The sequence below is a fragment of the Pseudomonas sp. TZ252 genome (genome assembly GCF_056110345.1).
In genome coordinates this window covers 365798-392112 of record NZ_CM148566.1, presented here as the reverse complement: position 1 = coordinate 392112, position 26315 = coordinate 365798, and the positions used below count along the sequence as shown (strand labels likewise).

Genomic DNA, 26315 nt, shown 5'->3' with positions numbered 1-26315 from the left:
CGATGGGGCTTCGAGCTGCTGGCGATCCGGCCGCGCACCGACAACCGCGGGGAAGCACCGCCGGCCAGGCATGCCGGGGGCTCCGCCATCGAAGAGGAGTAGCCCATGATTCTGGCGCTGATCATCGCGCTGCCGTTCATGGGGGCGTTGTTGCCCCTGCTTGCCGAGCGTGGCGGCCGCACCTTGTGCGCGGCGTCCGCCGGCGTGGCGCCGCTGATCGGCCTGATCCTGTTGCTCGGACAGCGCGGCACGGTGTTCGCCGGGCAGACCCTGACCGCCAGCTATTCCTGGCTGCCGGAAATCGGCATCAACCTCAGCCTGCGCCTGGACGGCCTCGGTTTCCTCTTCGCCCTGCTGATCCTCGGCATCGGCCTGCTGGTGATCCTCTACGCCCGCTACTACCTCTCCGAACAGGAGCCGATGGGGCGTTTCTTCGCTTTCCTGCTGCTGTTCATGGGCTCCATGCTCGGCGTGGTGCTCGCGGAAAATCTCTTGCTGATGATGCTCTTCTGGGAGCTGACCAGCCTGTCCTCGTTCCTGCTCATCGGCTTCTGGGGCAGCCGTTCCGACGCCCGCAAGGGTGCGAGGATGGCCCTGACCGTTACCGGAGGGGGCGGCCTGGCGCTGCTGGCCGGGGTGCTGCTGCTCGGCCACATCGCCGGCAGCTTCGAACTCACCGAGGTCCTCGCGGCTGGCGAGCTGATCCGCGCCCACGCTCTGTATCCGCTGGTGCTGATACTGATCCTGCTCGGCGTGTTCACCAAGTCGGCGCAGTTTCCCTTCCATTTCTGGCTGCCCCACGCGATGGCGGCGCCGACCCCGGTTTCCGCGTACCTGCACTCGGCGACCATGGTCAAGGCCGGCGTATTCCTGCTGGCCCGGCTGTATCCGGCGCTGGCCGGCACCGAGTGGTTCTTCTACCTGGTCAGCCTGAGCGGCCTGGTGACGCTGTTGCTGGGGGCCGGCATGGCACTGTTCCAGCATGACCTGAAGGGGCTGCTGGCCTACTCGACGATCAGCCACCTGGGCCTGATCACCCTGCTGTTCGGCCTCGACTCCCCGCTGTCGAACGTCGCCGCGGTGTTCCACATCATCAACCACGCGACCTTCAAGGCCTCGCTGTTCATGGCCGCCGGGATCATCGACCACGAGACCGGCAGCCGCGACATGCGCCTGATCAACGGGATGTGGAAGTACCTGCCGCATACCGCGGTGCTGGCCATCGTCGCCTCCCTGGCGATGGCCGGGGTGCCGCTGCTGAACGGCTTCCTCAGCAAGGAGATGTTCTTCGGCGAAACCCTCAGCCAGAACCTGCTGGGCAGCTTCAACTGGCTGGTGCCGGCGGTGGCGACCCTGGCCGGCGTGTTCTCGGTGGCCTATTCGCTGCGTTTCATCCACGACGTGTTCTTCAACGGCGAGCCGGCCCGGTTGCCGAAGTTCCCGCCCCACGAGCCGCCGCGCTACATGAAGGTACCGGTGGAGATCCTGGTGTTCCTCTGCCTGTTGGTCGGCATGCTGCCGGCCTACACCGTGGCGCCGCTGCTGGCCGCCGCCGCCAGTGCCAGCCTTGGCGGGCAACTGCCGGAATACAGCCTGGCGATCTGGCACGGTTTCAACCTGCCATTGCTGATGAGCGTGGTGGCGCTGGTTGGCGGTGTGCTGGTCTATGTCCTGCGCAAGCCGCTGTTCAACTGGTACGCCGGGTTACCGGAGGTGGACGCCAAGCTGGTCTTCGAGCAGCAGGTGCAACGTGTGGTGGCCCTGGCCGCGCGCCTGACCGCCTGGCTGGAGAACGGGTCGCTGCAGCGCTACCTGGCCTGGCTGCTGGGCGCGGCGCTGGTCGTGGTGGCGGTCGAGCTGGCACCGCTGGCGAGGCTGACCGGCTCGCGCGGGCTGACCCCGCTGGACGGTATCACCGCCCTGGGCATGCTGGTGCTGGCCTTCAGCGGCCTGGCCACGGCGCTGTTCCATCGCATGCGCCTGGTCGCGCTATTGATCCTCAGCGTCGCCGGCCTGCTGGTAGCCCTGGCCTTCGCTCGCTTCTCGGCCCCGGACCTGGCGCTGACCCAGTTGTCGGTGGAAGTGGTGACCATGGTCCTGCTGATGCTGGCGCTGTATTTCCTGCCCTCGCGCACTCCGGCGGAGTCCTCCAGCCTGCGCGGCTTGCGCGACGTGGCGCTGGCCGGCGGGGTCGGCATGCTGGTGGCGCTGCTGGCCTACGCGGTGCTGACCCGGCCCTACGAGAGCATCGCCGGATTCTTCGTCGAGAACAGCGTCTCCGGGGGCGGCGGCTACAACGTGGTCAACGTCATCCTGGTGGACTTCCGTGGTTTCGATACCCTCGGCGAGATCAGCGTGCTGGCGATTGCCGGCGTCGGTATCTACGCGATGCTCGCCGGTTTCGCCCTGCACAAGCCGACCTGCGACCCGCAGGGTCGCAACTGGGCCCACGCCAAGCACCCGCTGATCCTGGAAACCCTGTCGCGGGTGCTGCTGCCGCTGGCGTTGCTGATCTCGGTGTTCATCTTCCTGCGCGGCCACAACCTGCCGGGCGGAGGTTTCATCGCCGGCCTGGTGACTGCCATCGCCCTGGTGCTGCAGTACATCGCCAGCGGCTCGCAGTGGGTCGAGCAGCGCCTGCCGCTGAACTATGCGGCCATGGCTGGCGCCGGAGTGCTGATCGCCGGGCTCACCGGGCTCGGCAGCTGGCTGTTCGGCTATCCGTTCCTGACTTCCGCGTTCGGCCACTTCGAGTTGCCGCTGATCGGCGAGATCGAGCTGGCCACGGCGATGCTGTTCGACCTCGGCGTGTACCTCACCGTGGTCGGTGCCGCGCTGCTGATCCTGTCCTACCTCGGCAAGCTCAGCCTGATGCCTGAACCCGTCGCACAAGAGGAGGCGCTCTGATGGAAGCCCTGTTCGCCATCACCCTCGGCCTGCTCACCGCCAGCGGCGTCTACCTGCTGCTGCGGGCGAGGACTTTCCCGGTGGTGCTCGGTCTCACGCTGATCTCCTACGCGGTCAACCTGTTCCTGTTCGCCATGGGCCGGCTCGGCGGCAGCGTCGCGGTGATCGGCACTCCCGGGGAGTATGGTGATCCGTTGCCCCAGGCGCTGGTGCTGACCGCCATCGTCATCGGCTTCGCCATGACCGCCTTTGTCGTGGTCCTGGCCCTGCGTGGCCTCGGTGACCTCGGCAGCGACCACGTAGATGGACGCCCGGACGAGGAGGAGCCGCGCCCATGAGCCATTGGCTGATCCTGCCGATCCTGCTCCCCCTGTTTGCCGGCAGCCTGCTGCTGTTGCCGCTGGCCGAGCGCTGGCAGCGCGGCCTGTCGTTGCTCGCGGCGCTGGCACTGATCCCCCTGAGCCTGCTGCTGATACGTACGGCCGCCAGCGGCGACCTGAGCGTCTATGCCCTGGGCAACTGGGCCGCGCCGTTCGGCATCGTGCTCATGCTCGATCGTCTCGCCGCCCTGATGCTGCTGGCCACCGCGGTGCTCGGCAGCGCCGCGCTGATCTACGCGTTGCGTGGCGACGACCGCCTGGGCAAGCATTTCCACGCGTTGTTCCAGTTCCAGCTGCTCGGTATCAACGGCGCCTTCCTGACCGGCGACCTGTTCAACCTGTTCGTGTTCTTCGAGATACTCCTGATCGCCTCCTACGCGTTGCTCCTGCATGGCGGCGGCGCGGAGCGGGTGCGCTCGGGCTTGCACTACGTGATCCTAAACCTGGTCGGCTCGGCGTTCTTCCTGATCGCCGTGGGTACCCTGTATGGCCTCACCGGCACCCTGAACATGGCCGACATGGCGCAGAAGATCGCCATGGCAGATGCCGAGCGCGCGCCGCTGCTGGCGGCAGCCGGGCTCCTGCTGCTGGTGGTGTTCGCCCTGAAGGCGGCGCTGTTGCCGCTGTACTTCTGGCTGCCGCGCGCCTATGCCGCGGCCAGCGCGCCGGTGGCGGCGCTGTTCGCGATCATGACCAAGGTCGGCATCTACTCGATCCTGCGGGTCTACACGCTGGTCTTCGGCGATGCCGCCGGCGAGCTGGCCAACCTGGCGCAGGCCTGGCTCTGGCCGCTGGCCCTGGCGACCCTCGGCCTGGGCGCGATCGGTGCCTTGGCGGCGCGGACCCTGCAAAGCCTGCTGGCCTACCTGGTGGTGGTCTCCGCCGGAACCCTCCTGGCTGGCGTGGCGTTGGGCAGCGAGCGGGCGCTGGCGGCGTCGCTGTACTACCTGCTGCACAGTACCTGGATCGCCGGTGGCCTGTTCCTGCTCGCCGACCTGGTCGCCCGCCAGCGCGGCGACAAGGCCGGCGACCTGGTCCAGGGCCCGGCGTTGCAGAATCCTCGGTTGCTCGGCGGGGCTTTCTTCATCGGCGCCATCGCCGTTGCCGGTCTGCCGCCATTGTCGGGGTTCTTCGGCAAGGTCATGCTTTTGCAGTCGGTCGCTCCCGGCAGCCAGGCGCTGGCCCTGTGGAGCGTGGTACTGGGCAGCGGCCTGGTGGCGCTGGTGGCGTTGAGCCGGGCCGGCAGCACGCTGTTCTGGCGCACCGGGCATACCGTGCTCGGTAGCGCCGAACTGGACCACGGCCGCTTGTTCGCCTGCATCCTGTTGCTCTCCGCCGGCCCGTTGCTGGTGTTCGCCGCGAAGCCGCTGCTGGCCTACGTCCAGGCCACCGCGGCGCAGTTGCACGACCTCGACCTGTATCGCCAGATCATCACCCGCGGAGGTGCCGCATGATCAGCCGCTCGTTGCCGCGTCCGCTTCTTCGCGTACTGCCTCATCCCGTGCTTAGTGTCCTGCTGTTGCTGGTCTGGTTGCTGCTGGTGGATTCCTTCGCCATTGGCCACTGGCTGCTCGGCGCCTTCCTCGGCGTGTGCATTCCGCTGCTGACCAACCGCCTGCTGGTCGGGCGCAGCCAGGAGTGGCATCCGTTGCTGCTGTTGAAGCTGCTGGTGCTGGTGATGTGGGACATCCTCGTCGCCAACATCCAGGTCGCCCGCCTGACCCTCGGACCGATCGAGCGCTTGCGTCCGGCCTTCGTCGAGGTGCCGATCGAGCTGGAGAACGACCTCGCCATCAGCGTGCTGGTGAGCATCGTCTCGCTGACCCCGGGGTCGGTGTCGTCGGACCTCAGCGACGACCGCAAGACCTTGCTGGTGCACGGCCTCGACGTGCCGGACAAGGCGGCGCTGATCGCCGAGATCAAGCAACGCTACGAAGCGCCGCTGAAGGAGATCTTCCCATGCTCGCTTACGTGATCCCGCTGTGCCTGGCGCTGCTCGGCCTGGCCCTGTTGCTGACCCTGGCGCGCCTGGTCAAGGGGCCGTGCCTGCCGGACCGGGCGCTGGCGCTGGACACCCTCTACGTGAACGCCATCGCCCTGCTGGTGCTGTACGGCATCTGGCGCGACAGCGACCTGTTCTTCGAGGCGGCGCTGCTGATCGCGGTGCTCGGCTTCGTCGGTACGGTGGCGGTGGCCAAATACATGCTGCGCGGAGACATCATCGAATGACTGGCGAACCCCTGAGCCTGTGGCTGGAAATCATCGTCTCGGCGTTCCTCCTGCTGGGCAGCGCCTTCGTCCTGATCGGCGCGATCGGCCTGTACCGCCTGCCGGACTTCTTCATGCGCCTGCACGGGCCGACCAAGGCCACCACCCTCGGGGTCGGCGGGGTGATCGTCGCCTCGCTGATCTATTTCTCCAACCGCCAGGCGGGCATCAGCCTGCACGAATTGCTGATCAGCCTGTTCCTCTTCATCAGCGCCCCGGTCAGCGCCTACATGCTGGCCAAGGCCGCGGTGCTGCAGCAGTTGCCGCTGGAGAAGAAGACTCGCGGCAAGCCCTGGGAGCAGTGAGGCCCGGCGCAACAGTTTTGCCCGCTTTCTGTGCCTGTCGGCGCAGCTAGCCGGCTGCCTATACTGGGAGTCCTTTTTCCGGCGCCGCGGCGGCGCCCGTGGTGGAGATTCCCTTGACTCGGACGCGCTGGTTCGCCCTGGCCTGCCTGATCCTGGCGATGGCGCTGTGGGGCAGTTCGTACGTGGTGCTGAAGGTCGCTTTCCGCGAACTGCCGCCGCTCTGGGTGATCTTCGGTCGCATGGCCCTCGGCAGCCTGGTGTTCCTCGTTGCCTGGCGCTGGCGCGGACGCATCGACTACCGCCCGGGCGACTGGAAGTACCTGCTCGGCCTGGCCGTCTGCGAACCCTGCCTGTACTTCCTCTGCGAATCCTTCGCCCTGCAATACACCAGCGCGGCCCAGGCCGGGATGATCACCGCGCTGCTGCCGTTGCTGGTGGCGGTGGGGGCCTGGTTGCTGCTGCACGAACGGATCGGCCGGATGACCTGGATCGGCTTTGGCCTGGCGGTGCTCGGTTCGATCTGGCTGAGCCTCGCCGGCGAGCCCGACCTGCACGCGCCGCAGCCGCTGCTGGGCAACTTCTTCGAACTTCTCGCGATGCTCTGCGCCACCGGCTATACCCTGTTGCTGAAGCACCTTTCGGCGCGCTACTCGGCATTCGCCCTGACCGCCATGCAGGCCTTCGTCGGCACGCTGTTCTTCCTGCCGCTGGCGCTGGCCAGCGCCGACCTGCCGAGCCAGCCCAGCGCGCTGGGGATCCAGGCGGTGGTGTATCTCGGCGTGGTGGTCACGGTGGGCGCCTACGGCCTGTACAACTTCGGCGTCGGTCGACTGCCGGCCAGCCAGGCCTCGGGCTTCATCAACCTGATCCCGGTCTTCACCCTGGTATTCGCCGCGCTGTTCCTCGGCGAAACCCTCAACGGCCCGCAGATGCTCGCTGCCGGCCTGGTCTTCATCGGCGTCGCCATCAGCCAGTGGCGCAGCGCTCCGCCGCCGCCTCCGGCCGGCGTCCTGAACTGAAGGAGTTTCCATGACCGTCGACCACCGCCAATGGGCCCGCGAGGCGATCCGCATCATCGAAGCGGATTTCCAGCGCAGCGCCGATACCCATTTGATCCCCCTGGAGACTCCCGGCCTGCCTGGCGTCGAACTGTACTTCAAGGACGAGTCCAGCCACCCCACCGGCAGCCTCAAGCATCGCCTGGCGCGCTCGCTGTTCCTCTATGCGCTGTGCAACGGCTGGCTCAGGCCGGCCGCGCCGGTGATCGAGGCATCGAGCGGTTCCACGGCGATTTCCGAAGCCTATTTCGCGCGCCTGCTGGGCCTGCCCTTCATCGCCGTGATGCCGGCCAGCACCTCGAAGGAAAAGATCGCCCAGATCGCCTTCTACGGCGGCCAGAGCCACCTGGTGGAGGACCCCACCCAGATCTACGCCGAGTCCGAACGCCTGGCGCGGGAGAGCGGTGGCCATTTCATGGACCAGTTCACCTATGCCGAGCGCGCCACCGACTGGCGGGCGAACAACAACATCGCCGAATCGATCTTCCAGCAGATGCGCCACGAGCCGTACCCGACCCCGACCTGGCTGATCTCCAGCCCCGGTACCGGCGGCACCCTGGCGACCCTCGGCCGCTACGTGCGCTATCGCCAGCACTGCACCCGGGTACTCTGCGCCGACGCCGAGCGTTCGGTGTTCTTCGACGCCTATGTCAGCGGCGACCGTGGCCTGACCCTGGATTGCGGTTCGCGGATCGAGGGCATCGGCCGGCCGCGGGTCGAGGCGTCCTTCCTGCCGGAAGTGATCGACGCGATGGTCAAGGTGCCGGACGCCTGGTCGCTGGCGGCCATGCATTACCTGGCCCGACGCCTGGGGCGGCGGGTCGGCGGCTCCAGCGGAACCAACCTGATCGGCGCCCTGGTGGCCGCACGGCAAATGGTCGCGGCCGGCGAGAAGGGTTCGCTGGTGGCGATTCTCTGCGACGGCGGCGAACGCTATGCGACCACCTATTACGATCCGGTCTGGCTGGCCAGGCAGGGCTATGCGCTGGAACCCCTGGTCGAGGCGCTGGCTGCCTGCATCGAGCGGGGCGTGGCGTTGCCCGACGGGCTGCTGGTGGCTGGACTTTGAAGGAGTGGATATGCACCGTTTGCGAGCTGCCGAAACCGGCGATATCGAGGCCATGACCGACCTGTTGCTGCGCCACGGGCCGAATCCCTGGAACCATTTGCCGGAGGAGGGGGTGCGTGCGCATCTGCGAGCCATCGCCGACGGCGAGGTACGTGCCGTCCTGGCCGAGCGCGACGATCGGCTGCTGGGGTTCGCCAGCTTCCGTCGTACCGAGGATTTCGCCCATTACCAGCCGCAGCGTGCCGATGCGCCGCGGGCCTACATCTGCGAGGCGGTAGTGCATCCGGCGGCGGCCGGCCAGGGGCTCGGCAGCGCGTTGCTGGAGGCGGTGCTGGCCCAACTGGCCGACGAAGGCATCGAGGACGTCTATATCGATCGTCACGAAGAGAACCTGGCGTCGGCGGGAATGATGCGCAAGGCCGGCTTCGTCGAGCTGGAAACCTACGCCGATCCGGCGCGGCGACCGAACGGCTCGGGGCGCTCGACAGTGTGCCATCGCAATCTTTCCCTCCAGCGCAGAGCCGTGCGATGAGTTTCATCCGCCTCAAGGTGCGCGCCGCCTTCATGGTCCACGGCTACGACGCGGACAACCGGGAAATCGTCGAGCAGATCGGCGAGGAACGCTTCGTCGAGAAACTGCTGCGCATCGAACGGATCCAGTCGATCAGCGAGAAATACCTGCTGGTCAGCGCCTCCCACGGGCGCGTCGCCTACTGGGAGTACGAGGGCGGCCTGACGGCGCTGCGGCGGCGCCTGGAGCAGGCCGGACTGCTCTTGTAGGGAAGGGCCGCCGCTGCGCGGCCCCTCGCTTCACTTGCCCAGTGCGCCCGGATAGGCGCAGCCGCGCAGCGTCTCGCCATCGATGCGCAGTTCGGCGGAGTAGCTGCTGAAGGCGCCGCTCATGCTGTCGGTGCAGGACGACGGGGCGATCCACAATTCGACCTTCTTGCCGTTCGCCTCGCTGGAATAGCTGGTGCTGCCGTTCGGCAGTTCCTCGGCGACGTAAGGCAAGGCCAGGGTCTCGTGTTCCGGGCGGTCCAGGCGCAGGCCCTGGTTGTTCACCCTGGCGCTCCAGAAGGGTTCGTTGCCGTTGGCGGCGAAGGTCAGCAGCTTGAAGTTCGGGTCGTCGCAGCCGGGGCCCTCGTTCTGCACGCGGTACAGTCGGCTGACCTCCAGCTTGCCGTCGGTACCGCGGACCTTGGCCGGTCCCATGGTGCCGCGCAGGTCGACGAACAGGCCCTGGGCGCCGTCGTCGAACAGGCTGTCGGCTTCGCGGCGCAGGCCGGTATTGGCCACGTCCTCGATGCTGAACAGGCGCTTCTCGGTACAGGGGCGGAATTGCAGCGCGCCGTTGATCTTCACCAGTTCGCCCTGGAAGCGGGTGTCTACACTGGTGCTCGGCGATTCGGGCTTCCACACCTGGCAGGCGGCGAACAAGGGGAGCAGGCTGTAGACCAGCAGACGGGCAGGGCGCATAGGGAAGACTCCATCGAAAATGCGCCCACGTTACCGAGCGTCCGGGCCTAGCTCAAGTCCGGATCGGACTTCATCGCAACCAGGGAGTCGATCGATGATCCAATGCAAGCGTGTATACGAACCGGCGTCGCCCGCCGATGGCCGGCGCGTACTGGTGGACCGGCTGTGGCCGCGCGGCATCCGCAAGGAAGCCCTGGCCATGGACGACTGGCTGAAGGAGGTCGCGCCCTCCAACGAGGTGCGCAAGCAGTTCTGCCACGATCCGGCACTCTTCGACAGCTTCCGCGAACACTACCGCGCCGAGTTGCAGGCGCACCCGGAACATTGGTGGGGCCTGCTCGACAGCGCTCGCGAGGGCACCCTGACGCTGCTCTACGGCGCCCACGACCAGCAGCACAACAATGCCGTGGTGCTGGCCGAGTTCCTCGAGGAGGAGCTGGACCGCCAGCAGCCGGGCAGTTCGCCGACCTGCTACGCCGACCGCCTCTCCTGAGAAATATCGCTTACCAGATGCGGTACACCTGGCCGGTCTGCGCGCCTTCCACGCTGCGTGCGTAACCCAGCGCGGCGTCCGCCGCCGGAACCGGCTTGAAGCCACGGAAGTAGGGCGCGTAGCCGGGCAGCGCCTCGCTGACCACGGTCGGGCTGACGGCGTTGATGCGCAGGCCGCGCGGCAACTCCAGGGCTGCGCCGCGGACGAAGCCCTCGACGGCGCAGTTGACCATGCTCGCCGAACTGCCGAAGCGGATCGGCTGCTCGGCGAGCACGCCGCTGGTGAGGGTGAAGGAGCCCCCGTCGTTGGCGTACTCGCGGCCGAGCAGTACCAGGTTGACCTGGCCCATCAGCTTGTCGCGCAGGCCGAGCTGGTATTGCGCCTCGCCCATTTCCTCCAGGGCGCCGAAGTGCACCTTGCCGACCGCGGCGACCAGCGCGTCGAAGCGACCGGTTTTCTCGAACAGGGCGCGAATGGAGTCTGAGTCGCTGATGTCGACCTGGAAATCGCCGCTGCTGTGGCCTACCCGGACGATCTCGTGGCGCTCGCAGAGTTCTTTGTCGATACCCTTGCCAAGGGTGCCGCTGGCGCCGATCAGGATGATTTTCATACAGGCCTCTCGTTGAGTGAAGGTGAGTGGTTTCCAGTGTAGAGTCGCTTTTGCCATGGATAATCCTGTCAATCGACAACCTGCCGTTTTCATAGGGAAACAATCGTGAAGGACCTGGACGATCTCGCCGCCTTCGCCGTACTCCACGACCTGGGCAGTTTCACCCGCGCCGCCGAGCGTCTCGGTTGCAGCAAGGGCCAACTGTCGAAGCGCATTGGCGTCCTCGAGCAGAAGCTCGGCGTGACCCTCTTGCACCGCACCACCCGCCGTCTTTCGCTGACCGCCGCCGGCGCCGCGCTGCTGCCCGAGGCGCAGGCCTTGCTGGTGCAGGCCGAGCGCGCGCGGCAGGCTGTGGCGCGCCTGCAGGAGCGAGCGGAAGGACGGGTGCGGGTGACCCTCCCGGTCTCGCTGGGCGAGACCCTGTTCGATGCACTGCTGGAGGACTTCCAGGAATGCCATCCGCTGCTGCGCGTCGAGCTGGACCTGTACAACGGCCTGCGCGACCTGGTTGGCGAGGGCTTCGACCTGGCGATCCGCTCTGGGGTCGAGCAGGACGCCCGGCTGGTGGCGCGGCCGCTGTTCGTCCTGCAGGAAATCACCTGCGCCAGTCCCGCCTACCTGGCGCGACACGGCGAGCCGCAACGCCCGGCCGAGCTGGCCGAGCGCGAGTGCCTGCTGAACTCGCACTACAGCGGCCACGAGGAGTGGCTCTATCACCGCCACCATCGGCTGGAGCGGGTACGGGTTGCCGGCTTTCTCGCCAGCAACCACTACAGCCTGTTGAAGAAGGCCGCGCTGGCCGGCACCGGCATCGCCCGGCTGCCGTCATACATGGTCCACGACGAACTGGGCGACGGCCGCCTGGCCTGGTTGCTGCGCGACTACCAGACGCGCAGCACGCCGATGTTCCTCGTCCATCCGTTCCAGGGCGGCCTGCCGCGGCGCACCCAGGTACTCGCCGATTACCTGCTCGACTGGTTCGAGCGCAGCCGGCGACAATTGATCGGCCTGGAGGGTTGAACATTTCGCCGCGACGCGGCTCTATTGCACTCCGGGCCGCTTCCATGCGGCCTGAAGCTCATCGCGGGCACGTCGTTGCACAAGGAACGTGACGGAACGTGGCAGAATCCCGCACCGGACCGCTCGCGTGCGAGCGGACGCCATTCATCGAACGCTTGGATAGGGACATGCAAAGCAGCTTTCCGCAATCGAACACTCCCCAGATCCGTCGCGCTGGAGTCGACCTCAACGGCGTGATGTCGGTGCTCAGCAAGCACCTCTATTCCACGCCCACCGTGGCGTTGCGCGAGCTGGTGCAGAACGCCCACGACTCGATCCTCCGTCGCCGCCTGGAGCAGCCCGACTGGCAAGGGCCGTCGCGAATCGAGGTGATCGGCGACAGTGCCAGCAACACCGTGCGCATCGTCGACACCGGCGCCGGGCTCACCGAGCACGAAATCCACGCCTACCTGGCCACCGTCGGCGTCGGCTACACCCGTGGACTGCGCCAGTCCGGCCACGAGGACAGCGGGCTGATCGGCATGTTCGGCCTGGGCTTCCTCTCCGCTTTCGTCCTGGCCCGCCGGGTCAGCGTGCGGACCACGTCCTACCAGCAGCCGGAACTGGGCTTCTGCTACGTCTCCAGCAACGCCGAGCAATACAGCGTGACGCCGATGCCGGCGCGCCCGGTGGGTACCGAGATCACCCTCGAACTGCAGGACGAATACAGTGCGCTGACCCAGGCCGCGCGCCTGCGCGAGATCCTCGAACGCTACTGCGTGCTGCTGCGCGAGCCGATCCACGTCGGCGGCGACGCCCAGTCGATCAACCCGGAGCCGCCGCCGTGGCGGCTGGCCGCCGACGCCGCGCTGCACCCGCTGCAACGGCAGCGCCGCGACCTGGAGTTCGCCGCGCGTTTCGAACATGACTTCGAACCGATCTGCTGCCTGCCGGTGCGCCCGGACGAGCGGGTCGACGTGCAGGGCCTGCTGTGGATCCAGGACGGCGGCACCTATGGCACCAGCGACAACCGCAATCTCTCGGTATTCCTTCGCGGCATGCTGCTCGACGATGACGCCCGCGACCTGCTGCCGTCCTGGGCCGGGTTCGTCGGCGGGGTGATCGAGTCGAACCGCCTGACGCCCACCGCCAGCCGCGAGGACCTGCAGCGTGACGACCATTACGCGGCGATCCAGCATGCGCTGGCCGAGGCGCTGATCGTCGGGCTCGGCGAGGTGGCGCGGCAGCAGCCGGAGGCCTGGCGGCGGGTCCTGCTGCGGCACAACGAGGCCCTGCTGGGAGCGGCGTTGTGCGACGAGCGTCTGTTCGCGCTGATGATGGACAGCCTGCGCGTACCCACCTCCCAGGGCGACCTCCCGGCTTCCGAACTCCTTTCGCGCGGAGCGGTGCATGTGCTGCTGGACAACGACAGCGGCTTCGAGGAAATGCTGTTCCGTGCCATGGGCGTACCGGTGGCCCATGGCAATCGCTATGCGGTAGTACCCTTCCTCCGTCGCTGGGCGCAGGCCAAGGGGATGCGCCTGGTGGAGCTGGGCACCGAGCAGGGCAACCGCCAGTTGTTCCGCCTCGACCGACTGCCCGAGCGCGAGACCGGCTGGCTGGCCGAACACCTGGGCGGCGCCGAGGAGCAACTGGTGATCGCCCGCTTCAGCCCCGAGGAATTGCCGCTTGTGGTGGTGCCCGACCGCGACGCCGAACTCAAGCGGCGACTGGAGGACGACGAGGCCGACAAGCGTATTTCCACCGCGGCGTTGCGCCTGGCTCGGCAGTTCACCCGCAAGCTCGACAATCGCCAGCCGAGCCGGCTCTACGTCAACCTCGACAATCCGGCGGTGCAGGCGCTGCTCGCGGCCGTCGGCGAGGAACGCGACGAAGCGGCCCATGCGGCGTTGCTGCTGCGCTCGTTCAAAGTGATCATCGCCGGACAGGGACGCGGCCAGCCCGCGACCTCGCTGAACCAGGCCCTGGCCGGACTCGCCGATTCGGTGAAGCGCCTGCTGGGGCAATAAGAAAATTCGCAACACGCCTGATGGAGACTGAAGCATATGGATATCTGGAACTGGGTGGAGAAGCTCCGCGCCGACCTGCGTGAGGCCGGCCAGGAGCAGAGTGCGCGGCTGATCGACGAACTCACCGCGTACGTCTGCGACCTCGAGGTGGAGCGCGCCGAGGCGCTGTTGCCGGAGGTCAAGGCGCTGAGCCGGACGTTGAACAACCCGTGGCTGGAAATCTTCGTCCGCCACTGGGAAATGCGTAACCGGGTCGGCAACCAACTGGAGGGTGAGACCGCCCTGGCCGACGCCGTTTCCCTGTTCGAACTGGCCAACCGCGACGACACCCAGGCCTGCCCGCAGTCGGTCTGCGTGACCCAGGACCTGGCGTCGTGCTACGCCAACGTCGACGGCCCGGGCTGGGTGGAGGAACGCATCGAGGTGTGCGACGAGACCCTGGCGCGGATCGACCCGACCTGGGCCTGCTTCCACTGTCTGAGCAACGAGAAGGCCGAGGCGCTGCTCGACGACGGGCGCGGCGAAGATGCCCTGGCCTTCCTGGCCGAACAGGAGAAGAAGATCCTCGCCGCCGGCGAGGAGGTATTCGACAGCCTCCTGGAGATGCGTGTGGCGATCCTGCTGAACCTGGGGCGCGCGGAACAGGCGCTGGCCCTGATCGGCGAGATGGAGGAGAAGGTCGAGGGCGCGGAGTGGAACAACATCAGCCAGCCACGGCGTCTGTACAAGGCCCACGGCCTGGCGTTGCTGGGGCGCGACGAGGAGGCCCTGGAGGCGCTGCTGCCGTTCTCCGAGATTGCCCCGCGCTACCGTACGATCTGGCTGCGCGCCGTCTACCTGCTGCTGCAACGGACCCCTGAGCGCAACACCTGGGACTTCGGCGGGCGCCTGCAGCAGATGCTCGAACACTACTCGCAGAAGGGCGCGCACCGGGTGGTCATCGATGTTGCCAGCCAGGCCATCCGCCTCGCGTTGCAACGCGGTTCGGTATGGAGCGCCAGGCGCCACCTGGCGCTGGCCGAACAGCATGCTCAACAGTTGCAGCGCGATCGGGGCGCCAGCCAGTTGCTCGCCGGGTTGAGGGAGGAGATCGATGCCGCGCCGCAGCAGCAGGAGCTGCCGGTGCCGGCTGCGGAGTTGCTCGACTGGCTGGCTGCTCAGGGCAGCGAAGACGCGCCGCGCAACCCGGAGAAAGAAGTGCAGTGGCTGCTCCAGGCGCTGGCCGAGCGGCCCGACGACACCGCCTTGCGCGAAGTGGCCGCCTCGGCGCTACAGGCCTGCTCCGCCGACGACGAGGCCATCGACCTGCTCTGGGAGTACGTCGAGCGCCACACCGACGAGGAGCAGCAACTGGCCTACTACCTGCTCAATGCCTTGCTGGCCCGCGGCGAGTACGACCAGGTCAAGCGCCTCGGCCGGCTCTACGCCGACAGCGTGCCGCTGATCGCGCTGTGGAGCGAAGTCAAGCTGGCCGAGAAACTCAACGACTGGCCGGAGCTGGAGCGCGCCTGCCAATCGGTGCTGGAAATTTCTCCCGGCTCGCTGGGAGCCCACAGCCTGCTGGGTAAGGCGCTGATGGAGCAGGATCGCTTCGCCGAGGCGGCGCTGGCCTACCAGCGTCTGGCCGGCAAGCTGGAGGAGCCGCAGTCGGTGCAGTGGGACCAGATGACCGCCGCCAGCGCCGCGCGCGACTGGACGATGCTGCGCGAGGTCGCTGCCGGCATGGGCATGGAGTTCGCCGCCGGCGACGGACCGATCGAGGAAGACTGGGGCTGGGTGATCGTCCGTTACATCGAGGATGGCGAAGCGCTCGACTACTACGCCCGGCGCACCGGCCCGGTGACCGCGCGGGTCCTCGAGAACGCGCCGGGCAATCGCAGCCAGCGGGTCGGTGACTGGGTGGTGTTCGACGCCGGCCTGATCTATCCGGCTCCGGAAGACGAGGAGGAGCGCAAGCGTTTCGTTCCCACCTATGCGGTGGTGCACGTCCTCGAGAGCGGTGGTTACTCGCCGAGCTGGCTGGTGGACGGCGTCTATCCGGGCGACGAGGCCTTCGACGCCTTCCGCGAAACGCTCGACGCGCGCGGCTGGAAGGTCTGGGTGCACAGCAACCGCGACTACCAGGTCACCGATGCCAGCAGCGGCGAGGAACTGCGGGCGATCTACTTCACCGTCGCGACACCCGCGCAGCAGGCGCCGCGCGACCTGCACCAGGCGTTGCAGGAGGCCACCGGGCAATGGCCGCACCGCATGTGCTGGCTGCGCCTGGCGGAAGCGGCGGAGGTCGACACCCAGCCGCACCTGGACGCTATCGAGCGCTACGGCCTGTAGCCGGTACGCCTCGGCATAAAAAAACGGCCCGTGAGGGCCGTTTTTTTATGCGCTGAAGTCTCCGGCGGGACGGTGCTCAGCCGCCGAGGTAGGCGTCGCGCACCTTCGGGTTGGTCAGCAGGGCGGCGCCGGTGTCGTGCATGACGATCCGGCCGTTCTCCAGCACGTAGGCGCGATCGGCGAGCTTCAACGCCTGGTTGGCGTTCTGCTCGACGAGGAACACGGTGACGCCTTCGCGACGCAGCTGCTCGATGATCTCGAAGATCTGCTGGATGATGATCGGCGCCAGGCCGAGCGAAGGTTCGTCCAACAGCAACAGCTTTGGCTTGCTCATCAGCGCGCGGCCGATGGCGAGCATCTGCTGTTCGCCGCCGGACATGGTCCCGGCGCGCTGTTCGTAGCGTTCCTTCAGGCGCGGGAAGAGTTCCAGCACCTTGTCCATCTGCACCTGGTAGTCGTCCTTGTCGGTGAAGAAGCCGCCCATCGCCAGGTTTTCTTCCACCGTCAGGCGGGAGAAGACCCGGCGGCCTTCCGGGACCACCGCGATGCTCTTGCGCATGATGGTGGAGGAGGGCAGGCCGACCAGTTCCTCGCCTTCGTAGCGGATGCTGCCGCTGGCCGCCTGCGGCGAGCCGCAGAGCGTCATCAGCAGGGTCGACTTGCCGGCGCCGTTGGCGCCGATCAGGGTGACGATCTCGCCCTTCTTCACTTCCACGCTGACGTCGTGCAGCGCCTGGATCTTGCCGTAGTAGGTGGAAACCTTGTCGAAACTCAGCATGCTCACGCTTCCCCCAGATAAGCCTTGATCACGTCCGGGTTGTCGCGGATCTGCTCCGGCGTCCCGTCGGCCAGGGGGGCGCCCTGGTTGATCACCACGATATGGTCGGAAATGCTCATCACCAGCTTCATGTCGTGCTCGATCAGCAATACCGTCACGTTGTGCTCGCTGCGCAGCTTGGCGATCAGCGCCTTGAGGTCGTCGGTCTCCTTCGGGTTGAGGCCGGCGGCCGGCTCGTCGAGCATGAGGATCCGCGGGCGGGTCATCATGCAGCGGGCAATCTCCAGGCGTCGCTGCTGGCCGTAGGCGAGGGTGCCGGCGCTGCGGTTGGCGAACTCGGTAAGGTTGACTTCCTCCAGCCAGTGCGCGGCGTACTCCATGGCCTCGCGCTCGCTGCGGCGGAATGCCGGGGTCTTGAACAGGCCGGCGAGGAAGTTGGTGTTGAGGTGGCGGTGCTGGGCGACCAGCAGGTTCTCCACCGCGGTCATTTCCTTGAACAGGCGGACGTTCTGGAAGGTCCGCACCACGCCCTTGCGAGCGATCTTGTGACCGGGCAGGCCCTGGATCTCCTCGCCGTCGAGGCGGATCAGGCCGCCGGTGGGCTGGTAGAAGCCGGTCAGGCAGTTGAACACGGTGGTCTTGCCGGCGCCGTTCGGGCCGATCATCGAGACCACCTGCTTTTCCTCGACCTTCAGGTTGACGCCGTTGACGGCCAGCAGGCCGCCGAAGCGCATGGTCAGGCCGCTCACTTCGAGAATCGGTCGGCTCATGGCTTCAGCTCCAGGTGCGGGCGTTGCATCGGCAGCAGTCCCTGGGGACGCCAGATCATCATCACGATCATGGTCAGGCCGAAGATCAGCATGCGGTATTCGTTGAACCCGCGCATTTCCTGGAGCAGCACCATCACCACCGCGGCGAGTATCACGCCGAGCTGCGAACCCATGCCGCCGAGCACGACGATCGCAAGGATCATCGCCGACTCGATGAAGGTGAAGGACTCAGGCGTCACCAGGCCCTGGCGGGCGGCGAAGAAGCTGCCGGCGAAACCGGCGAAGCTGGCGCCGATGGTGAAGGCGGAGAGCTTGACGATGGTCGGGTTGAGACCGAGAGCGCGGCAGGCCACTTCGTCCTCGCGCAGCGCTTCCCAGGCGCGACCGATCGGCATGCGCATCAGCCGGTTGATCACGAACAGGGCCAGCAGCACCAGCAGCAGGGCCACCACGTAGAGCAGGATGACCTTGTAGTTGGTGTTGTAGGCGATGCCGAAGAACTCGTGGAAGGTCTGCATGCCTTCCGGCGCGCGGCGTTCGAAGGTCAGGCCGAACAGGGTCGGCTTGGGGATCGAGCCGATGCCGTTGGGGCCGCCGGTGATCTCGGTCATGTTGCGCAGCAGGATGCGGATGATCTCGCCGAAGCCGAGGGTCACGATCGCCAGGTAGTCGCCGCGCAGGCGCAGCACCGGGAAGCCGAGGAGGAAGCCGAACAGCGCGGCCATCATCCCGGCGATCGGCAGGGCGGTCCAGAAGCCGAACCCGGCGTACTCGGCGAGCAGCGCGTAGGTGTAGGCACCTACCGCGTAGAAGCCGACGTAGCCGAGATCGAGCAGGCCGGCCAGGCCGACCACGATGTTCAGGCCGATGCCGAGCATCACGTAGATCAGGATCAGGGTGGCGATGTCCACCGCCCCGCGCGAGGCGAAGAACGGCCAGACGAAAGCCACCACGACCAGGGCGAGGACCGCCCAGCGCTGGGTCGATGGCAGGCTGAGGAAGTTCTTCAGGCCGCTGCCGTTGACCTTGTAGCCGACGCCGCGACCCAGCTTGAGCGGGATGCGGTCGCGGAACAGCTGCCAGACGAACATGGCCAGGGCGGCCGCGGCGATGGTCCAGAGGGTCTGCGCATCGGCGCCGAGGACCTCGAGCTTGATGCCGACGGTGCGCAGCTTCAGGCCTAGGATCGGATAGGACACCAGGATCACGAGGAGGGCGCTGAACAGCGCGCGCTTGAGGGACTGGCTCATACTTTTTCCACCTCCGGACGACCGAGGATGCCGGTAGGTCGGAACAGCAGCACCAGGATCAGCAGGCCGAAGGCCACCACGTCCTTGTACTGGTCGCCGAACACGTCGGCGCCGAAGGCTTCGGCGACGCCCAGCAGCAGGCCGCCGAGCATGGCGCCGGGGATGCTGCCGATGCCGCCGAGCACCGCGGCGGTGAACGCCTTGATCCCGGCGAGGAAGCCGATCCCGGGGTTGATCACGCCGTACTGCATGCCCAGCAGCACCGCGGCGACGGCGGCCAGGGCGGCGCCGATGACGAAGGTGAGGGCGATGATGTTGTTGCTGTTGATACCCAGCAGGTTGGTCATCTTCAGGTCCTCGGCGCAGGCGCGGCAGGCGCGGCCCAGGCGGGAGCGGGAGATGAACAGGGTGAGGCCGAACATCACCAGGAAGGTGACGACGAAGATCAGGATCTGCATATAGGAGATCACCACGCCGTTCATGCTGCTTTCGCCGAACACGAAGTTGCCGGGCAGCAGGGTCGGGATGGCCTTTTCCTTGGAGTCCTGCGAGAGCATCACGGCGTTCTGCAGGAAGATCGACATGCCGATCGCGGAGATCAGCGGGATCAGGCGGTTGCCGCCGCGCAACGGGCGGTAGGCGACCCGCTCGATGCTGTAGCCGAAGGCACTGGTGACGATGATGCTGGCGGCGAATGCGGCGAGCATCATCAGCGGAACGCTGTCCAGCCCCATCATCGCCAGCAGGGTGATGGCGATGAAGGCGATGTACGAGCCGATCATGTACACCTCGCCGTGGGCGAAGTTGATCATGCCGATGATGCCGTAGACCATGGTGTAGCCGATCGCGATCAGCGCATAGGTGCTGCCGACGGTCAGGCCGTTAACCAATTGTTGTAGGTAATGATAAATCTCGGGCATGGGACTCTCTCGCTAAACGCCCGCCGTTGTACGGCAGGTAGACGTTCGGCTCGCGGGTGTGGGGCCGGAACGCTGCTGAGACCCGTCACGATCCGGCGCGCGGCGGGCCGGCGGGAGGCAGGGGAAAGCCGCGCTCCCGTCCACCAGGAGTGAACGCTGCCGGTCTTCGCCTGCCCTTGCCGGGCCGCCGCTCGCGGAATCATGCGGGTACTAAAACAAAGCCCACGGTGGGTGACGTGGGCTCCGTACTGCAACGATGCTTACTTGACCTCGGTCCGGGTGGCGTCCTTGTGCCACTCGTAGACGGTGAAGTCGAAGTTCTTCAGGTCGCCCTTCTCGTCGAACCCGAGGTTCCCGGTGGGAGTCTCGAAGGTGTTGGCGCGCAGGGCCTCGGCGACCTTCTCCGGATCGGCCTCGCCGGCTTTCTCGATGCCCTTGGCGATCACTGTGACCGCGGAATAGGCGGGCAGGACGAAGATGCCGCTCGGATCCTGGTTCTTCGCCTTGAAGGCGTCGATCAGGGCCTTGTTCTTCGGATCCTGCTCGAAGGCGCGCGGCAGGGTCGCCAGCATGCCTTCCGAAGCGTCGCCGGCGATCGCGGTGATTTCGCTGTTGCCGACCCCTTCCGGGCCCATGAAGCGCGCGTCCAGCCCGGCCTGCTTGGCCTGGCGCAGCAGCAGGCCCATTTCTGGGTGGTAGCCGCCGAAGTAGACGAACTGCACGCCGGCTTTCTTCAGCTTGCTGATCAGCGCGTTGAAGTCCTTGTCGCCGGCGTTCAGGCCTTCGAAGACGGCAACCTTGATGCCGGCGTCTTCCACGGTCTTCTTCACCTCGGTGGCGATGCCTTCGCCGTACTGCTGCTTGTCGTGCAGTACCGCGATGGTCTTGTCCTTGTAGCGTTCGGCGATGAACTTGCCGGCCACCGGGCCCTGCATGTTGTCCAGGCCGATCGTGCGGAAGATCAGCTTGTAGCCGCGCGAGGTGATTTCCGGGGCGGTGGCCGACGGGGTGATCATCAGCACGCCTTCGTCTTCATAGATGTCGGTGGCGGGTTGGGTGGAGCTGGAGCAGACATGGCCGACCACGAACTTGACGCCGTCGTTGACCACCTTGTTGGCGACCGCCACGGCCTGCTTGGGATCGCAGGCGTCGTCGTAGATCACGCCTTCGAGTTGCGCGCCGTTCACGCCGCCTGCCTTGTTGATCTGTTCGATTGCCATCAGCGCACCGGCGCGCTGCATGTCGCCGTACTGGGCTACCGGACCGGTGACCGGGCCAGCCAGGGCGATCTTGATGGTGTCGGCGGCCATGGAGTAGCTGGCGAACCCGGCAATGGCCATCGCGGCGAACAGGCGGGATAGACGCTGAGTACCCTTCTTCATAGTGCTCCACTCTTCTTGTGTGTTGTCATTGTTGTAGTCTCGCGGCCGCGGGGGCCGGAGGAGACCGGGTGATCGTCATGGACGGACCCCGGGAACTGTACCGGTACAGTGTAGAGCGGCGCTTCGTCGCTTGAAAAGCACGGCACGGCGAGCTCCCGTGAGTCGTGTCGCCTGGTTGACATAAACGTATAGAAAAACGGCGCGGACCTGCCTCACCTCCCTGGGCCCGGTTTCCCTTCGGCTGTCGTGGGCTACCGGCGGGCGTTATCATGGCGCCCATGCAATCCAGGTAGATCCCATGACAGAACAAACTAGCACCCTCTATGCCAAGCTGCTCGGCGAGACCGCGGTCATTTCCTGGGCCGAGCTGCAACCGTTTTTCGCCCGTGGCGCCTTGCTCCAGGTCGATGCCGCGCTGGACCTGGTGGAAGTCGCCGAGGCCCTGGCCGGGGACGACCGCGAGAAGGTCGCCGCCTGGCTTTCCGGCGGCGGCCTGAGCAAGGTCGGGGAGGATGCGGCCAAGGACTTCCTCGAACGCGACCCGACCCTCTGGGCGGTGGTGGTGGCGCCCTGGGTGGTCATTCAGGAACGCGCGGAAAAAGCGACGTTGCACTGATCCAGGGCGGTTTTCTTTCGCTCGACCCTGGCTAGACTGATTCCGATTCCCACCAGGAGATTCGTCATGTTCGAACCAGGCCACCTCCATCTGGTCAGCCTGCCCGGCCTCGACCAGCAGGACATCAATATCCATATCCGCTACGAGGTGCGGCAGAACGCCGAATCCGGCGCCTATGTGCACTTCGACATGGACGGCGAGATCGACGGCAAGCCGTTCAGCGACTCCTTCGAGCTGCCGCGCGATACCGCCTTCAACTTCGCCAGCGATGCCACGCGGGTCGCCCAGAAGCACGGCCTGCACCCGAAGTTCGGCGCGATCACCCGGGTGCACAAGGAATACGATGCGATGTTCGAGGACATTCGCGCCAAGCTGCATGCCCATCCCGGCGAACCGGTGGATCTCGAGCGGATCATTCGCCACGAGTGAGCCGTGTCCCTGGCGGCCGGAAGCATGGGAAAGGCCCGATATCGACGATATCGGGCCTTTTTTCGTTTGCCGGAGAAGCCGTTCCAGGGGCTTGCCACCCTTGCCGGCAAGCGGAAACGGCTTGCCGCTTGCCGCTTCCGGGTTGCCCTTAAATAAACTCAAGTTATTGAATATAAAGGTTTTTAATAATTTGGCACGGGCCTTGCTGAAGTGTTGGCGACGAAAGCCACACCGGCAAACAGGTTCGCAGCCATGAGCATCAGTTTCGACAGAGCACTCGGTATCCACCAGCAGGCCCTCAGCTTCCGCGCCCAGCGCGCCGAAGTGCTGGCCAACAACCTGGCCAACGCCGATACCCCGAACTACAAGGCTCGCGACCTGGACTTCGCCGCGGTTCTCGCCGAGCAGAAGGACAAGGCCGCCAAGGGTACCTTCGCCACCCGCACCACCAACGAGCGGCATATCGCCGCCGAAGGTTTCGGCATGGGCGAGGGCAGCCTGCAGTACCGCATCCCGGTCCAGCCGTCGATCGACCAGAACACTGTCGACGCCCAGATCGAGCAGGCCAACTACGCCGAGAACGCCATGCACTTCCAGGCGTCCTTCACCTTCCTCAACAGCAAATTCAAAGGGCTGGTCAGCGCCCTGCGTGGAGAGTAACCGCCATGTCCCTCGCCAGTGTCTTCAACATTGCCGGTAGCGGCATGAGCGCCCAGAGCACCCGCCTGAACACCGTGGCCAGCAACATCGCCAACGCCGAGACGGTTTCCTCCAGCGTCGACAAGACCTACCGCGCCCGCCATCCGGTGTTCTCCACCATGTTCCAGCAGGCCCAGGGCGACAGCGGCTCGCTGTTCGCCGACCAGGACAGCTCCGGCGCCGGCGTGCAGGTGCTGGGCATCGTCGAGGACCAGAGTTCGCTGATGCCGCGCTACGAGCCGAACCATCCGGCCGCGGATGCCAACGGCTACGTGTATTACCCCAATGTGAACGTGGTCGAGGAAATGGCCGACATGATTTCCGCCAGCCGTGCCTTCCAGACCAACGCGGAAATGATGAATACCGCCAAACAGATGATGCAGAAGGTCCTGACCCTGGGTCAGTGAGCGGAGTAGAGCATGAGCATCGATAACGTCAGCGGCACCAGCAGCAACACCGGCAACGTCAACGGCAGCAAGCGCGCCGCCGGCAGCGGCGCCACCGAGACCGGGCAGAGCGTCAAGGGCAGCAGCAACCTTGGCAAGGACGAATTCCTCAAGCTGCTGGTGGCCCAGTTGAAGAACCAGGACCCGATGTCGCCGCAGCAGAACGGCGAGTTCATCGCCCAACTGGCCCAGTTCAGCACCGTGGAAGGCGTGCAGTCGCTGAACAAGAGCATGGAGAGCATTCTCTCCAACTACCAGTCGTCGCAGGCCCTGCAAGCCTCGTCGCTGGTGGGGCGCAAGGTCATCGTGGCGACCGACAAGTCGGTGGTGGACACCAAGGACACCTTCAAGGCGTCCCTCAACCTGCCGGTCTCCAGCAGCAACGTATGGGTCAACGTCTACGACGACAAGGGCACCGTGGTCAATCGCATCAACCTCGGCCAGCAGGCTGCCGGCAGCGTCAGCTTCATGTGGGACGGCAAGGACAGCAGCGGCAACATCATGCCGCCGGGCACCTACAAGTTCGAGGCGCAGACCTCGATCGACGGCAAGACCTACGGGCTCCAGACCTACCTGCCGGCCAACGTCGACAGCGTCACCCTGGGGCAGAACGGCGGCGAGCTGATGCTCAACCTCGCAGGCCTGGGCAGCATCGCGCTGTCCAAAGTACAGATCATCGGCCAGTAAGCCGGCGTTTCCGGCAAGGAGCTATCCATGAGTTTCAACATCGGCCTGAGCGGCATCCAGGCGGCCTCCAGCGGCCTGAACGTCACCGGCAACAACATCGCCAACGCCGGCACCGTAGGCTTCAAGCAATCCCGCGCGGAGTTCGCCGACGTCTACGCCGCCTCGGTGCTGGGTTCGGGCAGCAACCCGCAGGGCAGCGGCGTGCTGCTCTCGGACGTCTCGCAGATGTTCAAGCAGGGCAACATCGACTCGACCAACAGCGTGCTGGACCTGGCCATCAACGGCAACGGCTTCTTCGTCACCAGCAACAACGGGGCGATCAGCTACACCCGCGCCGGCTACTTCAATACCGACAAGCAGGATTTCATCGTCGACAACAACGGCTACCGCCTGCAGGGCTATGCCGTCGGGCCGAACGGCCAGTTGCAGAACGGCGTGGTCACCGACCTCAAGGTCGAGCGCGCCAATCAGGCGCCGCAGGCCACCTCGAGCATCCAGCAGTCGTACAACCTCAACTCGACGCTGAAGCCGCCGACCGTGACGCCGTTCGATCCGTCCGACGCCGCTACCTACAACTCGTCCTCTTCGCTGGGCATCTATGACAGCCAGGGCAACTCCCACACCATGAGCCAGTTCTTCATCAAGAACGAGCCGGATCCGAATGCGACCCCGCCGATTCCGGAGAACAGCTGGACCATGAAAGTGCTGATCGACGGGGTCAATCCGCTCGACCCGTCGAACAAGACGCCGATGAGCTTCAACGTCACCTTCGACGCCAGCGGCCAGATGACCTCGGTACGGGCTCCGGACGGCAGCACCAGCGGGCCGGGCTTCAGCATCGACGCGACCACCAACGTGATCCAGTTCAGCCCGGCCACCGGCAATCCGCCGACTCCCGGCACCGGCTGGATTCCGGCGGCCTCGGACGGCAAGACCCCGCCGACCTACGCCTGGAATGGCGCGACCGGTGCCGCCAGCGGCATCTCCTTCGACATGCGCAAGACCACCCAGTACTCCACCGCGTTCGCCCAGAGCAACCCGATCCAGGACGGCTACACCACCGGTCAGCTGGCAGGCCTGGAAATCGACGACACCGGGGTGATCTTCGCCCGCTACACCAACGGCCAGTCCAAGGTGCAGGGCCAGGTGGTGCTGGCCAACTTCGCCAACATCCAGGGCCTGACGCCGATCGGCAAGACCTCCTGGGTGCAGTCCTCGGAGTCCGGCGAGCCGGCGGTCGGCGCGCCGCGCTCGGGCACCCTGGGGGCGTTGCAATCCGGCGCGCTGGAAGCGTCCAACGTGGACATCTCCAACGAACTGGTGAACCTCATCGTCCACCAGCGCAACTACCAGGCCAATGCCAAGACCATCCAGACCGAGGATGCGGTGACCCAGACCATCATCAACCTGCGCTGATGACGGCGTGCCGGTGCCGTCCGGGCACCGGCAAGGCCCTTGCCGCCAGCGGCAACCCATGGCCAGGGGTTGCCCCCGAAGCCTCCGAAAGGAGGCTTTCTGTTTTATAAAATCCTTTTAAATCAATGTATTAATTGTTTTTTCGAATTCTGGCACGGCGCTTGCTGGATAACCTGCAAGAAAGCCCGGCGGATTGTGCCGGTGCCTGGAGGATTCGATGGACAAGATGCTGTACGTCTCCATGAGCGGGGCCAGCCAGAACACCCTGGCGATGCGTGCTCATGCCAACAACCTGGCGAACATCTCGACCAGCGGCTTTCGTCGCGACTTCGAGCAGGCGCGTTCGATGCAGGTGTTCGGCGACAGCTTCCCGGCGCGGGTATTCGCCATGAGCGAGCGGCCCGGTACCGATTTCAGCCATGGCAGCCTCCAGGAAACCGGCAACGAGCTGGACATCGCCATCGACGGCGACGGCTTCGTCGCGGTCCAGGCGCCGGATGGCAGCGAGGCCTACGTGCGTACCGCCGGCATGCATATCGACGCCCTCGGCATGCTGCGCACCGGCGACGGCTTGCCGGTGCTCGGCAACGGTGGGCCGATCGCCGTGCCGCCGGAGGAAAAGGTGGAGATCGGCCAGGACGGCACCATCAGCATCCGCGCCCTTGGCGAGAACCCCAACGTGGTCGCCGTGGTGGACCGGATCAAACTGGTCAACCCGAACCTGAAGCAGATGGAGAAGGGTACCGACGGCCTGCTGCACTACAAGCCGCAGCCGGGCGAGCAGGCGCCGCTGGCCGACGCCAACGTGAAGGTGGTCTCCGGTTTCCTGGAAAGCAGCAACGTGAACGCGGTGGAAGAGATGACCGCGATCCTCTCGCTGTCCCGTCAATTCGAGCTGCACGTGAAGATGATGCGCACCGCCGAGGACGATTCGGCGGCCATGGCGCGGGTTTTGCAAATCAGCTAATCACTTGAGCGTGGTGCCATAAAACCGGC

General features: G+C 66.1%; 28 protein-coding genes. 21 read left to right on the top strand and 7 right to left on the bottom strand.

Annotated elements, in window-relative coordinates:
* Nucleotides 1–105: 105 nt before the first annotated feature.
* The 10 genes from ACYAF3_RS01835 (at nucleotide 106) to ACYAF3_RS01790 (ending at nucleotide 8767) form a co-directional block, all read left to right on the top strand.
* Nucleotides 106–2907 (top strand): monovalent cation/H+ antiporter subunit A, encoded by a 2802-nt coding sequence (locus ACYAF3_RS01835; RefSeq protein WP_003082059.1) that lies wholly within the window; start codon nucleotides 106–108, stop codon nucleotides 2905–2907.
* Nucleotides 2907–3245, top strand: coding sequence for a Na+/H+ antiporter subunit C (locus ACYAF3_RS01830; RefSeq protein WP_003082068.1), 339 nt, complete (start codon nucleotides 2907–2909; stop codon nucleotides 3243–3245). The genes ACYAF3_RS01835 and ACYAF3_RS01830 overlap by 1 nt, the downstream gene beginning before the upstream one ends.
* Entirely contained in the window at nucleotides 3242–4741 is a 1500-nt protein-coding gene (locus ACYAF3_RS01825; RefSeq protein WP_003123177.1) for a monovalent cation/H+ antiporter subunit D, read from the top strand. The genes ACYAF3_RS01830 and ACYAF3_RS01825 overlap by 4 nt, the downstream gene beginning before the upstream one ends.
* Nucleotides 4738–5262: a Na+/H+ antiporter subunit E gene (locus ACYAF3_RS01820; RefSeq protein WP_003112515.1), complete on the top strand. Its 525-nt coding sequence runs from the start codon at nucleotides 4738–4740 to the stop codon at nucleotides 5260–5262. The genes ACYAF3_RS01825 and ACYAF3_RS01820 overlap by 4 nt, the downstream gene beginning before the upstream one ends.
* Nucleotides 5247–5516 carry a K+/H+ antiporter subunit F gene (locus ACYAF3_RS01815; protein WP_003082079.1) on the top strand — a complete coding sequence of 90 codons (270 nt, stop codon included), beginning with the start codon at nucleotides 5247–5249 and terminating at the stop codon, nucleotides 5514–5516. Before ACYAF3_RS01820 ends, ACYAF3_RS01815 begins: the two co-directional genes overlap by 16 nt.
* A complete protein-coding gene (locus ACYAF3_RS01810) occupies nucleotides 5513–5860 on the top strand; it encodes a Na+/H+ antiporter subunit G (protein ID WP_003082083.1) in 348 nt (115 codons plus the stop codon). Before ACYAF3_RS01815 ends, ACYAF3_RS01810 begins: the two co-directional genes overlap by 4 nt.
* 113 nt (nucleotides 5861–5973) lie before the next feature.
* Nucleotides 5974–6879 carry a DMT family transporter gene (locus ACYAF3_RS01805; RefSeq protein ID WP_003082086.1) on the top strand — a complete coding sequence of 302 codons (906 nt, stop codon included), beginning with the start codon at nucleotides 5974–5976 and terminating at the stop codon, nucleotides 6877–6879.
* Between the two features lie 10 nt (nucleotides 6880–6889).
* Complete coding sequence (locus ACYAF3_RS01800; protein WP_003112514.1) at nucleotides 6890–7987, top strand: PLP-dependent cysteine synthase family protein; 1098 nt, start codon at nucleotides 6890–6892, stop codon at nucleotides 7985–7987.
* Nucleotides 7988–7997: 10 nt separating this feature from the next.
* Nucleotides 7998–8519 (top strand): GNAT family N-acetyltransferase, encoded by a 522-nt coding sequence (locus ACYAF3_RS01795; RefSeq protein WP_003082093.1) that lies wholly within the window; start codon nucleotides 7998–8000, stop codon nucleotides 8517–8519.
* Nucleotides 8516–8767: a hypothetical protein gene (locus tag ACYAF3_RS01790; protein ID WP_003082096.1), complete on the top strand. Its 252-nt coding sequence runs from the start codon at nucleotides 8516–8518 to the stop codon at nucleotides 8765–8767. Before ACYAF3_RS01795 ends, ACYAF3_RS01790 begins: the two co-directional genes overlap by 4 nt.
* 30 nt (nucleotides 8768–8797) lie before the next feature.
* Here ACYAF3_RS01790 and ACYAF3_RS01785 read toward each other — a convergent pair whose 3' ends face one another.
* The gene (locus tag ACYAF3_RS01785) at nucleotides 8798–9463 is read right to left on the bottom strand and encodes a COG3650 family protein (RefSeq protein WP_003082099.1); all 666 of its coding nucleotides are present in this window, start codon (nucleotides 9461–9463) and stop codon (nucleotides 8798–8800) included.
* A 94-nt stretch (nucleotides 9464–9557) separates the two neighbouring features.
* On the opposite strand from ACYAF3_RS01785, the gene ACYAF3_RS01780 reads away from it, so the two are divergent.
* Nucleotides 9558–9956, top strand: coding sequence for a DUF488 domain-containing protein (locus tag ACYAF3_RS01780; RefSeq protein ID WP_003112512.1), 399 nt, complete (start codon nucleotides 9558–9560; stop codon nucleotides 9954–9956).
* Between the two features lie 10 nt (nucleotides 9957–9966).
* Here ACYAF3_RS01780 and ACYAF3_RS01775 read toward each other — a convergent pair whose 3' ends face one another.
* The gene (locus ACYAF3_RS01775) at nucleotides 9967–10566 is read right to left on the bottom strand and encodes a short chain dehydrogenase (protein ID WP_015648327.1); all 600 of its coding nucleotides are present in this window, start codon (nucleotides 10564–10566) and stop codon (nucleotides 9967–9969) included.
* A 105-nt stretch (nucleotides 10567–10671) separates the two neighbouring features.
* Here ACYAF3_RS01775 and ACYAF3_RS01770 point away from each other — a divergent pair, with 105 nt between their 5' ends.
* The 3 genes from ACYAF3_RS01770 (at nucleotide 10672) to ACYAF3_RS01760 (ending at nucleotide 15926) form a co-directional block, all read left to right on the top strand.
* Nucleotides 10672–11586, top strand: coding sequence for a LysR family transcriptional regulator (locus tag ACYAF3_RS01770; protein WP_004348563.1), 915 nt, complete (start codon nucleotides 10672–10674; stop codon nucleotides 11584–11586).
* A 98-nt stretch (nucleotides 11587–11684) separates the two neighbouring features.
* Nucleotides 11685–13595 (top strand): ATP-binding protein, encoded by a 1911-nt coding sequence (locus ACYAF3_RS01765; protein ID WP_025270913.1) that lies wholly within the window; start codon nucleotides 11685–11687, stop codon nucleotides 13593–13595.
* 36 nt (nucleotides 13596–13631) lie between these two features.
* Entirely contained in the window at nucleotides 13632–15926 is a 2295-nt protein-coding gene (locus tag ACYAF3_RS01760) for a tetratricopeptide repeat protein (RefSeq protein ID WP_003082116.1), read from the top strand.
* A gap of 76 nt (nucleotides 15927–16002) precedes the next feature.
* Here the strand turns inward: ACYAF3_RS01760 and ACYAF3_RS01755 are convergent, their stop codons facing one another.
* The 5 genes from ACYAF3_RS01755 to ACYAF3_RS01735 form a co-directional block, all read right to left on the bottom strand.
* Nucleotides 16003–16704, bottom strand: a complete 702-nt coding sequence (locus ACYAF3_RS01755; protein ID WP_003086389.1) for an ABC transporter ATP-binding protein — start codon at nucleotides 16702–16704, stop codon at nucleotides 16003–16005.
* A 2-nt stretch (nucleotides 16705–16706) separates the two neighbouring features.
* The gene (gene livG, locus ACYAF3_RS01750) at nucleotides 16707–17474 is read right to left on the bottom strand and encodes a high-affinity branched-chain amino acid ABC transporter ATP-binding protein LivG (protein WP_003082125.1); all 768 of its coding nucleotides are present in this window, start codon (nucleotides 17472–17474) and stop codon (nucleotides 16707–16709) included.
* Nucleotides 17471–18724 carry a high-affinity branched-chain amino acid ABC transporter permease LivM gene (locus ACYAF3_RS01745; RefSeq protein ID WP_003082131.1) on the bottom strand — a complete coding sequence of 418 codons (1254 nt, stop codon included), beginning with the start codon at nucleotides 18722–18724 and terminating at the stop codon, nucleotides 17471–17473. The genes livG and ACYAF3_RS01745 overlap by 4 nt, the downstream gene beginning before the upstream one ends.
* Nucleotides 18721–19644, bottom strand: a complete 924-nt coding sequence (livH, locus tag ACYAF3_RS01740) for a high-affinity branched-chain amino acid ABC transporter permease LivH (RefSeq protein ID WP_003086391.1) — start codon at nucleotides 19642–19644, stop codon at nucleotides 18721–18723. The genes ACYAF3_RS01745 and livH overlap by 4 nt, the downstream gene beginning before the upstream one ends.
* A 260-nt stretch (nucleotides 19645–19904) precedes the next feature.
* Nucleotides 19905–21026: a branched-chain amino acid ABC transporter substrate-binding protein gene (locus ACYAF3_RS01735; RefSeq protein ID WP_003082136.1), complete on the bottom strand. Its 1122-nt coding sequence runs from the start codon at nucleotides 21024–21026 to the stop codon at nucleotides 19905–19907.
* Nucleotides 21027–21324: 298 nt separating this feature from the next.
* Here ACYAF3_RS01735 and ACYAF3_RS01730 point away from each other — a divergent pair, with 298 nt between their 5' ends.
* From ACYAF3_RS01730 to flgF, 7 genes are all read left to right on the top strand, one after another.
* Nucleotides 21325–21642 carry a DUF2288 domain-containing protein gene (locus ACYAF3_RS01730; RefSeq protein ID WP_003086400.1) on the top strand — a complete coding sequence of 106 codons (318 nt, stop codon included), beginning with the start codon at nucleotides 21325–21327 and terminating at the stop codon, nucleotides 21640–21642.
* Between the two features lie 66 nt (nucleotides 21643–21708).
* Nucleotides 21709–22071 carry a DUF5064 family protein gene (locus ACYAF3_RS01725; protein WP_003082140.1) on the top strand — a complete coding sequence of 121 codons (363 nt, stop codon included), beginning with the start codon at nucleotides 21709–21711 and terminating at the stop codon, nucleotides 22069–22071.
* A 252-nt stretch (nucleotides 22072–22323) separates the two neighbouring features.
* The gene (gene flgB / locus ACYAF3_RS01720) at nucleotides 22324–22731 is read left to right on the top strand and encodes a flagellar basal body rod protein FlgB (protein WP_003082144.1); all 408 of its coding nucleotides are present in this window, start codon (nucleotides 22324–22326) and stop codon (nucleotides 22729–22731) included.
* A 5-nt stretch (nucleotides 22732–22736) separates the two neighbouring features.
* Complete coding sequence (gene flgC, locus ACYAF3_RS01715) at nucleotides 22737–23177, top strand: flagellar basal body rod protein FlgC (RefSeq protein WP_003082150.1); 441 nt, start codon at nucleotides 22737–22739, stop codon at nucleotides 23175–23177.
* 12 nt (nucleotides 23178–23189) lie between these two features.
* Entirely contained in the window at nucleotides 23190–23903 is a 714-nt protein-coding gene (gene flgD / locus ACYAF3_RS01710) for a flagellar hook assembly protein FlgD (RefSeq protein WP_003082153.1), read from the top strand.
* Between the two features lie 27 nt (nucleotides 23904–23930).
* Nucleotides 23931–25319 (top strand): flagellar hook protein FlgE, encoded by a 1389-nt coding sequence (gene flgE, locus ACYAF3_RS01705; protein WP_003082154.1) that lies wholly within the window; start codon nucleotides 23931–23933, stop codon nucleotides 25317–25319.
* 217 nt (nucleotides 25320–25536) lie between these two features.
* A complete protein-coding gene (gene flgF / locus ACYAF3_RS01700) occupies nucleotides 25537–26286 on the top strand; it encodes a flagellar basal-body rod protein FlgF (protein WP_003082159.1) in 750 nt (249 codons plus the stop codon).
* The last annotated feature ends 29 nt before the right edge of the window (nucleotides 26287–26315 follow it).

Bases quoted from the DNA above. Each gene is read 5' to 3' on its own strand.
- ACYAF3_RS01835 (WP_003082059.1), top strand. From the start codon at position 106: ATGATTCTGGCGCTGATCATCGCGCTGCCGTTCATGGGGGCGTTGTTG.
- ACYAF3_RS01830 (WP_003082068.1), top strand. From the start codon at position 2,907: ATGGAAGCCCTGTTCGCCATCACCCTCGGCCTGCTCACCGCCAGCGGC.
- ACYAF3_RS01825 (WP_003123177.1), top strand. From the start codon at position 3,242: ATGAGCCATTGGCTGATCCTGCCGATCCTGCTCCCCCTGTTTGCCGGC.
- ACYAF3_RS01820 (WP_003112515.1), top strand. From the start codon at position 4,738: ATGATCAGCCGCTCGTTGCCGCGTCCGCTTCTTCGCGTACTGCCTCAT.
- ACYAF3_RS01815 (WP_003082079.1), top strand. From the start codon at position 5,247: ATGCTCGCTTACGTGATCCCGCTGTGCCTGGCGCTGCTCGGCCTGGCC.
- ACYAF3_RS01810 (WP_003082083.1), top strand. From the start codon at position 5,513: ATGACTGGCGAACCCCTGAGCCTGTGGCTGGAAATCATCGTCTCGGCG.
- ACYAF3_RS01800 (WP_003112514.1), top strand. From the start codon at position 6,890: ATGACCGTCGACCACCGCCAATGGGCCCGCGAGGCGATCCGCATCATC.
- ACYAF3_RS01795 (WP_003082093.1), top strand. From the start codon at position 7,998: ATGCACCGTTTGCGAGCTGCCGAAACCGGCGATATCGAGGCCATGACC.
- ACYAF3_RS01790 (WP_003082096.1), top strand. From the start codon at position 8,516: ATGAGTTTCATCCGCCTCAAGGTGCGCGCCGCCTTCATGGTCCACGGC.
- ACYAF3_RS01785 (WP_003082099.1), bottom strand. From the start codon at position 9,463: ATGCGCCCTGCCCGTCTGCTGGTCTACAGCCTGCTCCCCTTGTTCGCC.
- ACYAF3_RS01780 (WP_003112512.1), top strand. From the start codon at position 9,558: ATGATCCAATGCAAGCGTGTATACGAACCGGCGTCGCCCGCCGATGGC.
- ACYAF3_RS01775 (WP_015648327.1), bottom strand. From the start codon at position 10,566: ATGAAAATCATCCTGATCGGCGCCAGCGGCACCCTTGGCAAGGGTATC.
- ACYAF3_RS01760 (WP_003082116.1), top strand. From the start codon at position 13,632: ATGGATATCTGGAACTGGGTGGAGAAGCTCCGCGCCGACCTGCGTGAG.
- ACYAF3_RS01755 (WP_003086389.1), bottom strand. From the start codon at position 16,704: ATGCTGAGTTTCGACAAGGTTTCCACCTACTACGGCAAGATCCAGGCG.
- livG (WP_003082125.1), bottom strand. From the start codon at position 17,474: ATGAGCCGACCGATTCTCGAAGTGAGCGGCCTGACCATGCGCTTCGGC.
- ACYAF3_RS01745 (WP_003082131.1), bottom strand. From the start codon at position 18,724: ATGAGCCAGTCCCTCAAGCGCGCGCTGTTCAGCGCCCTCCTCGTGATC.
- livH (WP_003086391.1), bottom strand. From the start codon at position 19,644: ATGCCCGAGATTTATCATTACCTACAACAATTGGTTAACGGCCTGACC.
- ACYAF3_RS01735 (WP_003082136.1), bottom strand. From the start codon at position 21,026: ATGAAGAAGGGTACTCAGCGTCTATCCCGCCTGTTCGCCGCGATGGCC.
- ACYAF3_RS01730 (WP_003086400.1), top strand. From the start codon at position 21,325: ATGACAGAACAAACTAGCACCCTCTATGCCAAGCTGCTCGGCGAGACC.
- ACYAF3_RS01725 (WP_003082140.1), top strand. From the start codon at position 21,709: ATGTTCGAACCAGGCCACCTCCATCTGGTCAGCCTGCCCGGCCTCGAC.
- flgB (WP_003082144.1), top strand. From the start codon at position 22,324: ATGAGCATCAGTTTCGACAGAGCACTCGGTATCCACCAGCAGGCCCTC.
- flgC (WP_003082150.1), top strand. From the start codon at position 22,737: ATGTCCCTCGCCAGTGTCTTCAACATTGCCGGTAGCGGCATGAGCGCC.
- flgD (WP_003082153.1), top strand. From the start codon at position 23,190: ATGAGCATCGATAACGTCAGCGGCACCAGCAGCAACACCGGCAACGTC.
- flgE (WP_003082154.1), top strand. From the start codon at position 23,931: ATGAGTTTCAACATCGGCCTGAGCGGCATCCAGGCGGCCTCCAGCGGC.
- flgF (WP_003082159.1), top strand. From the start codon at position 25,537: ATGGACAAGATGCTGTACGTCTCCATGAGCGGGGCCAGCCAGAACACC.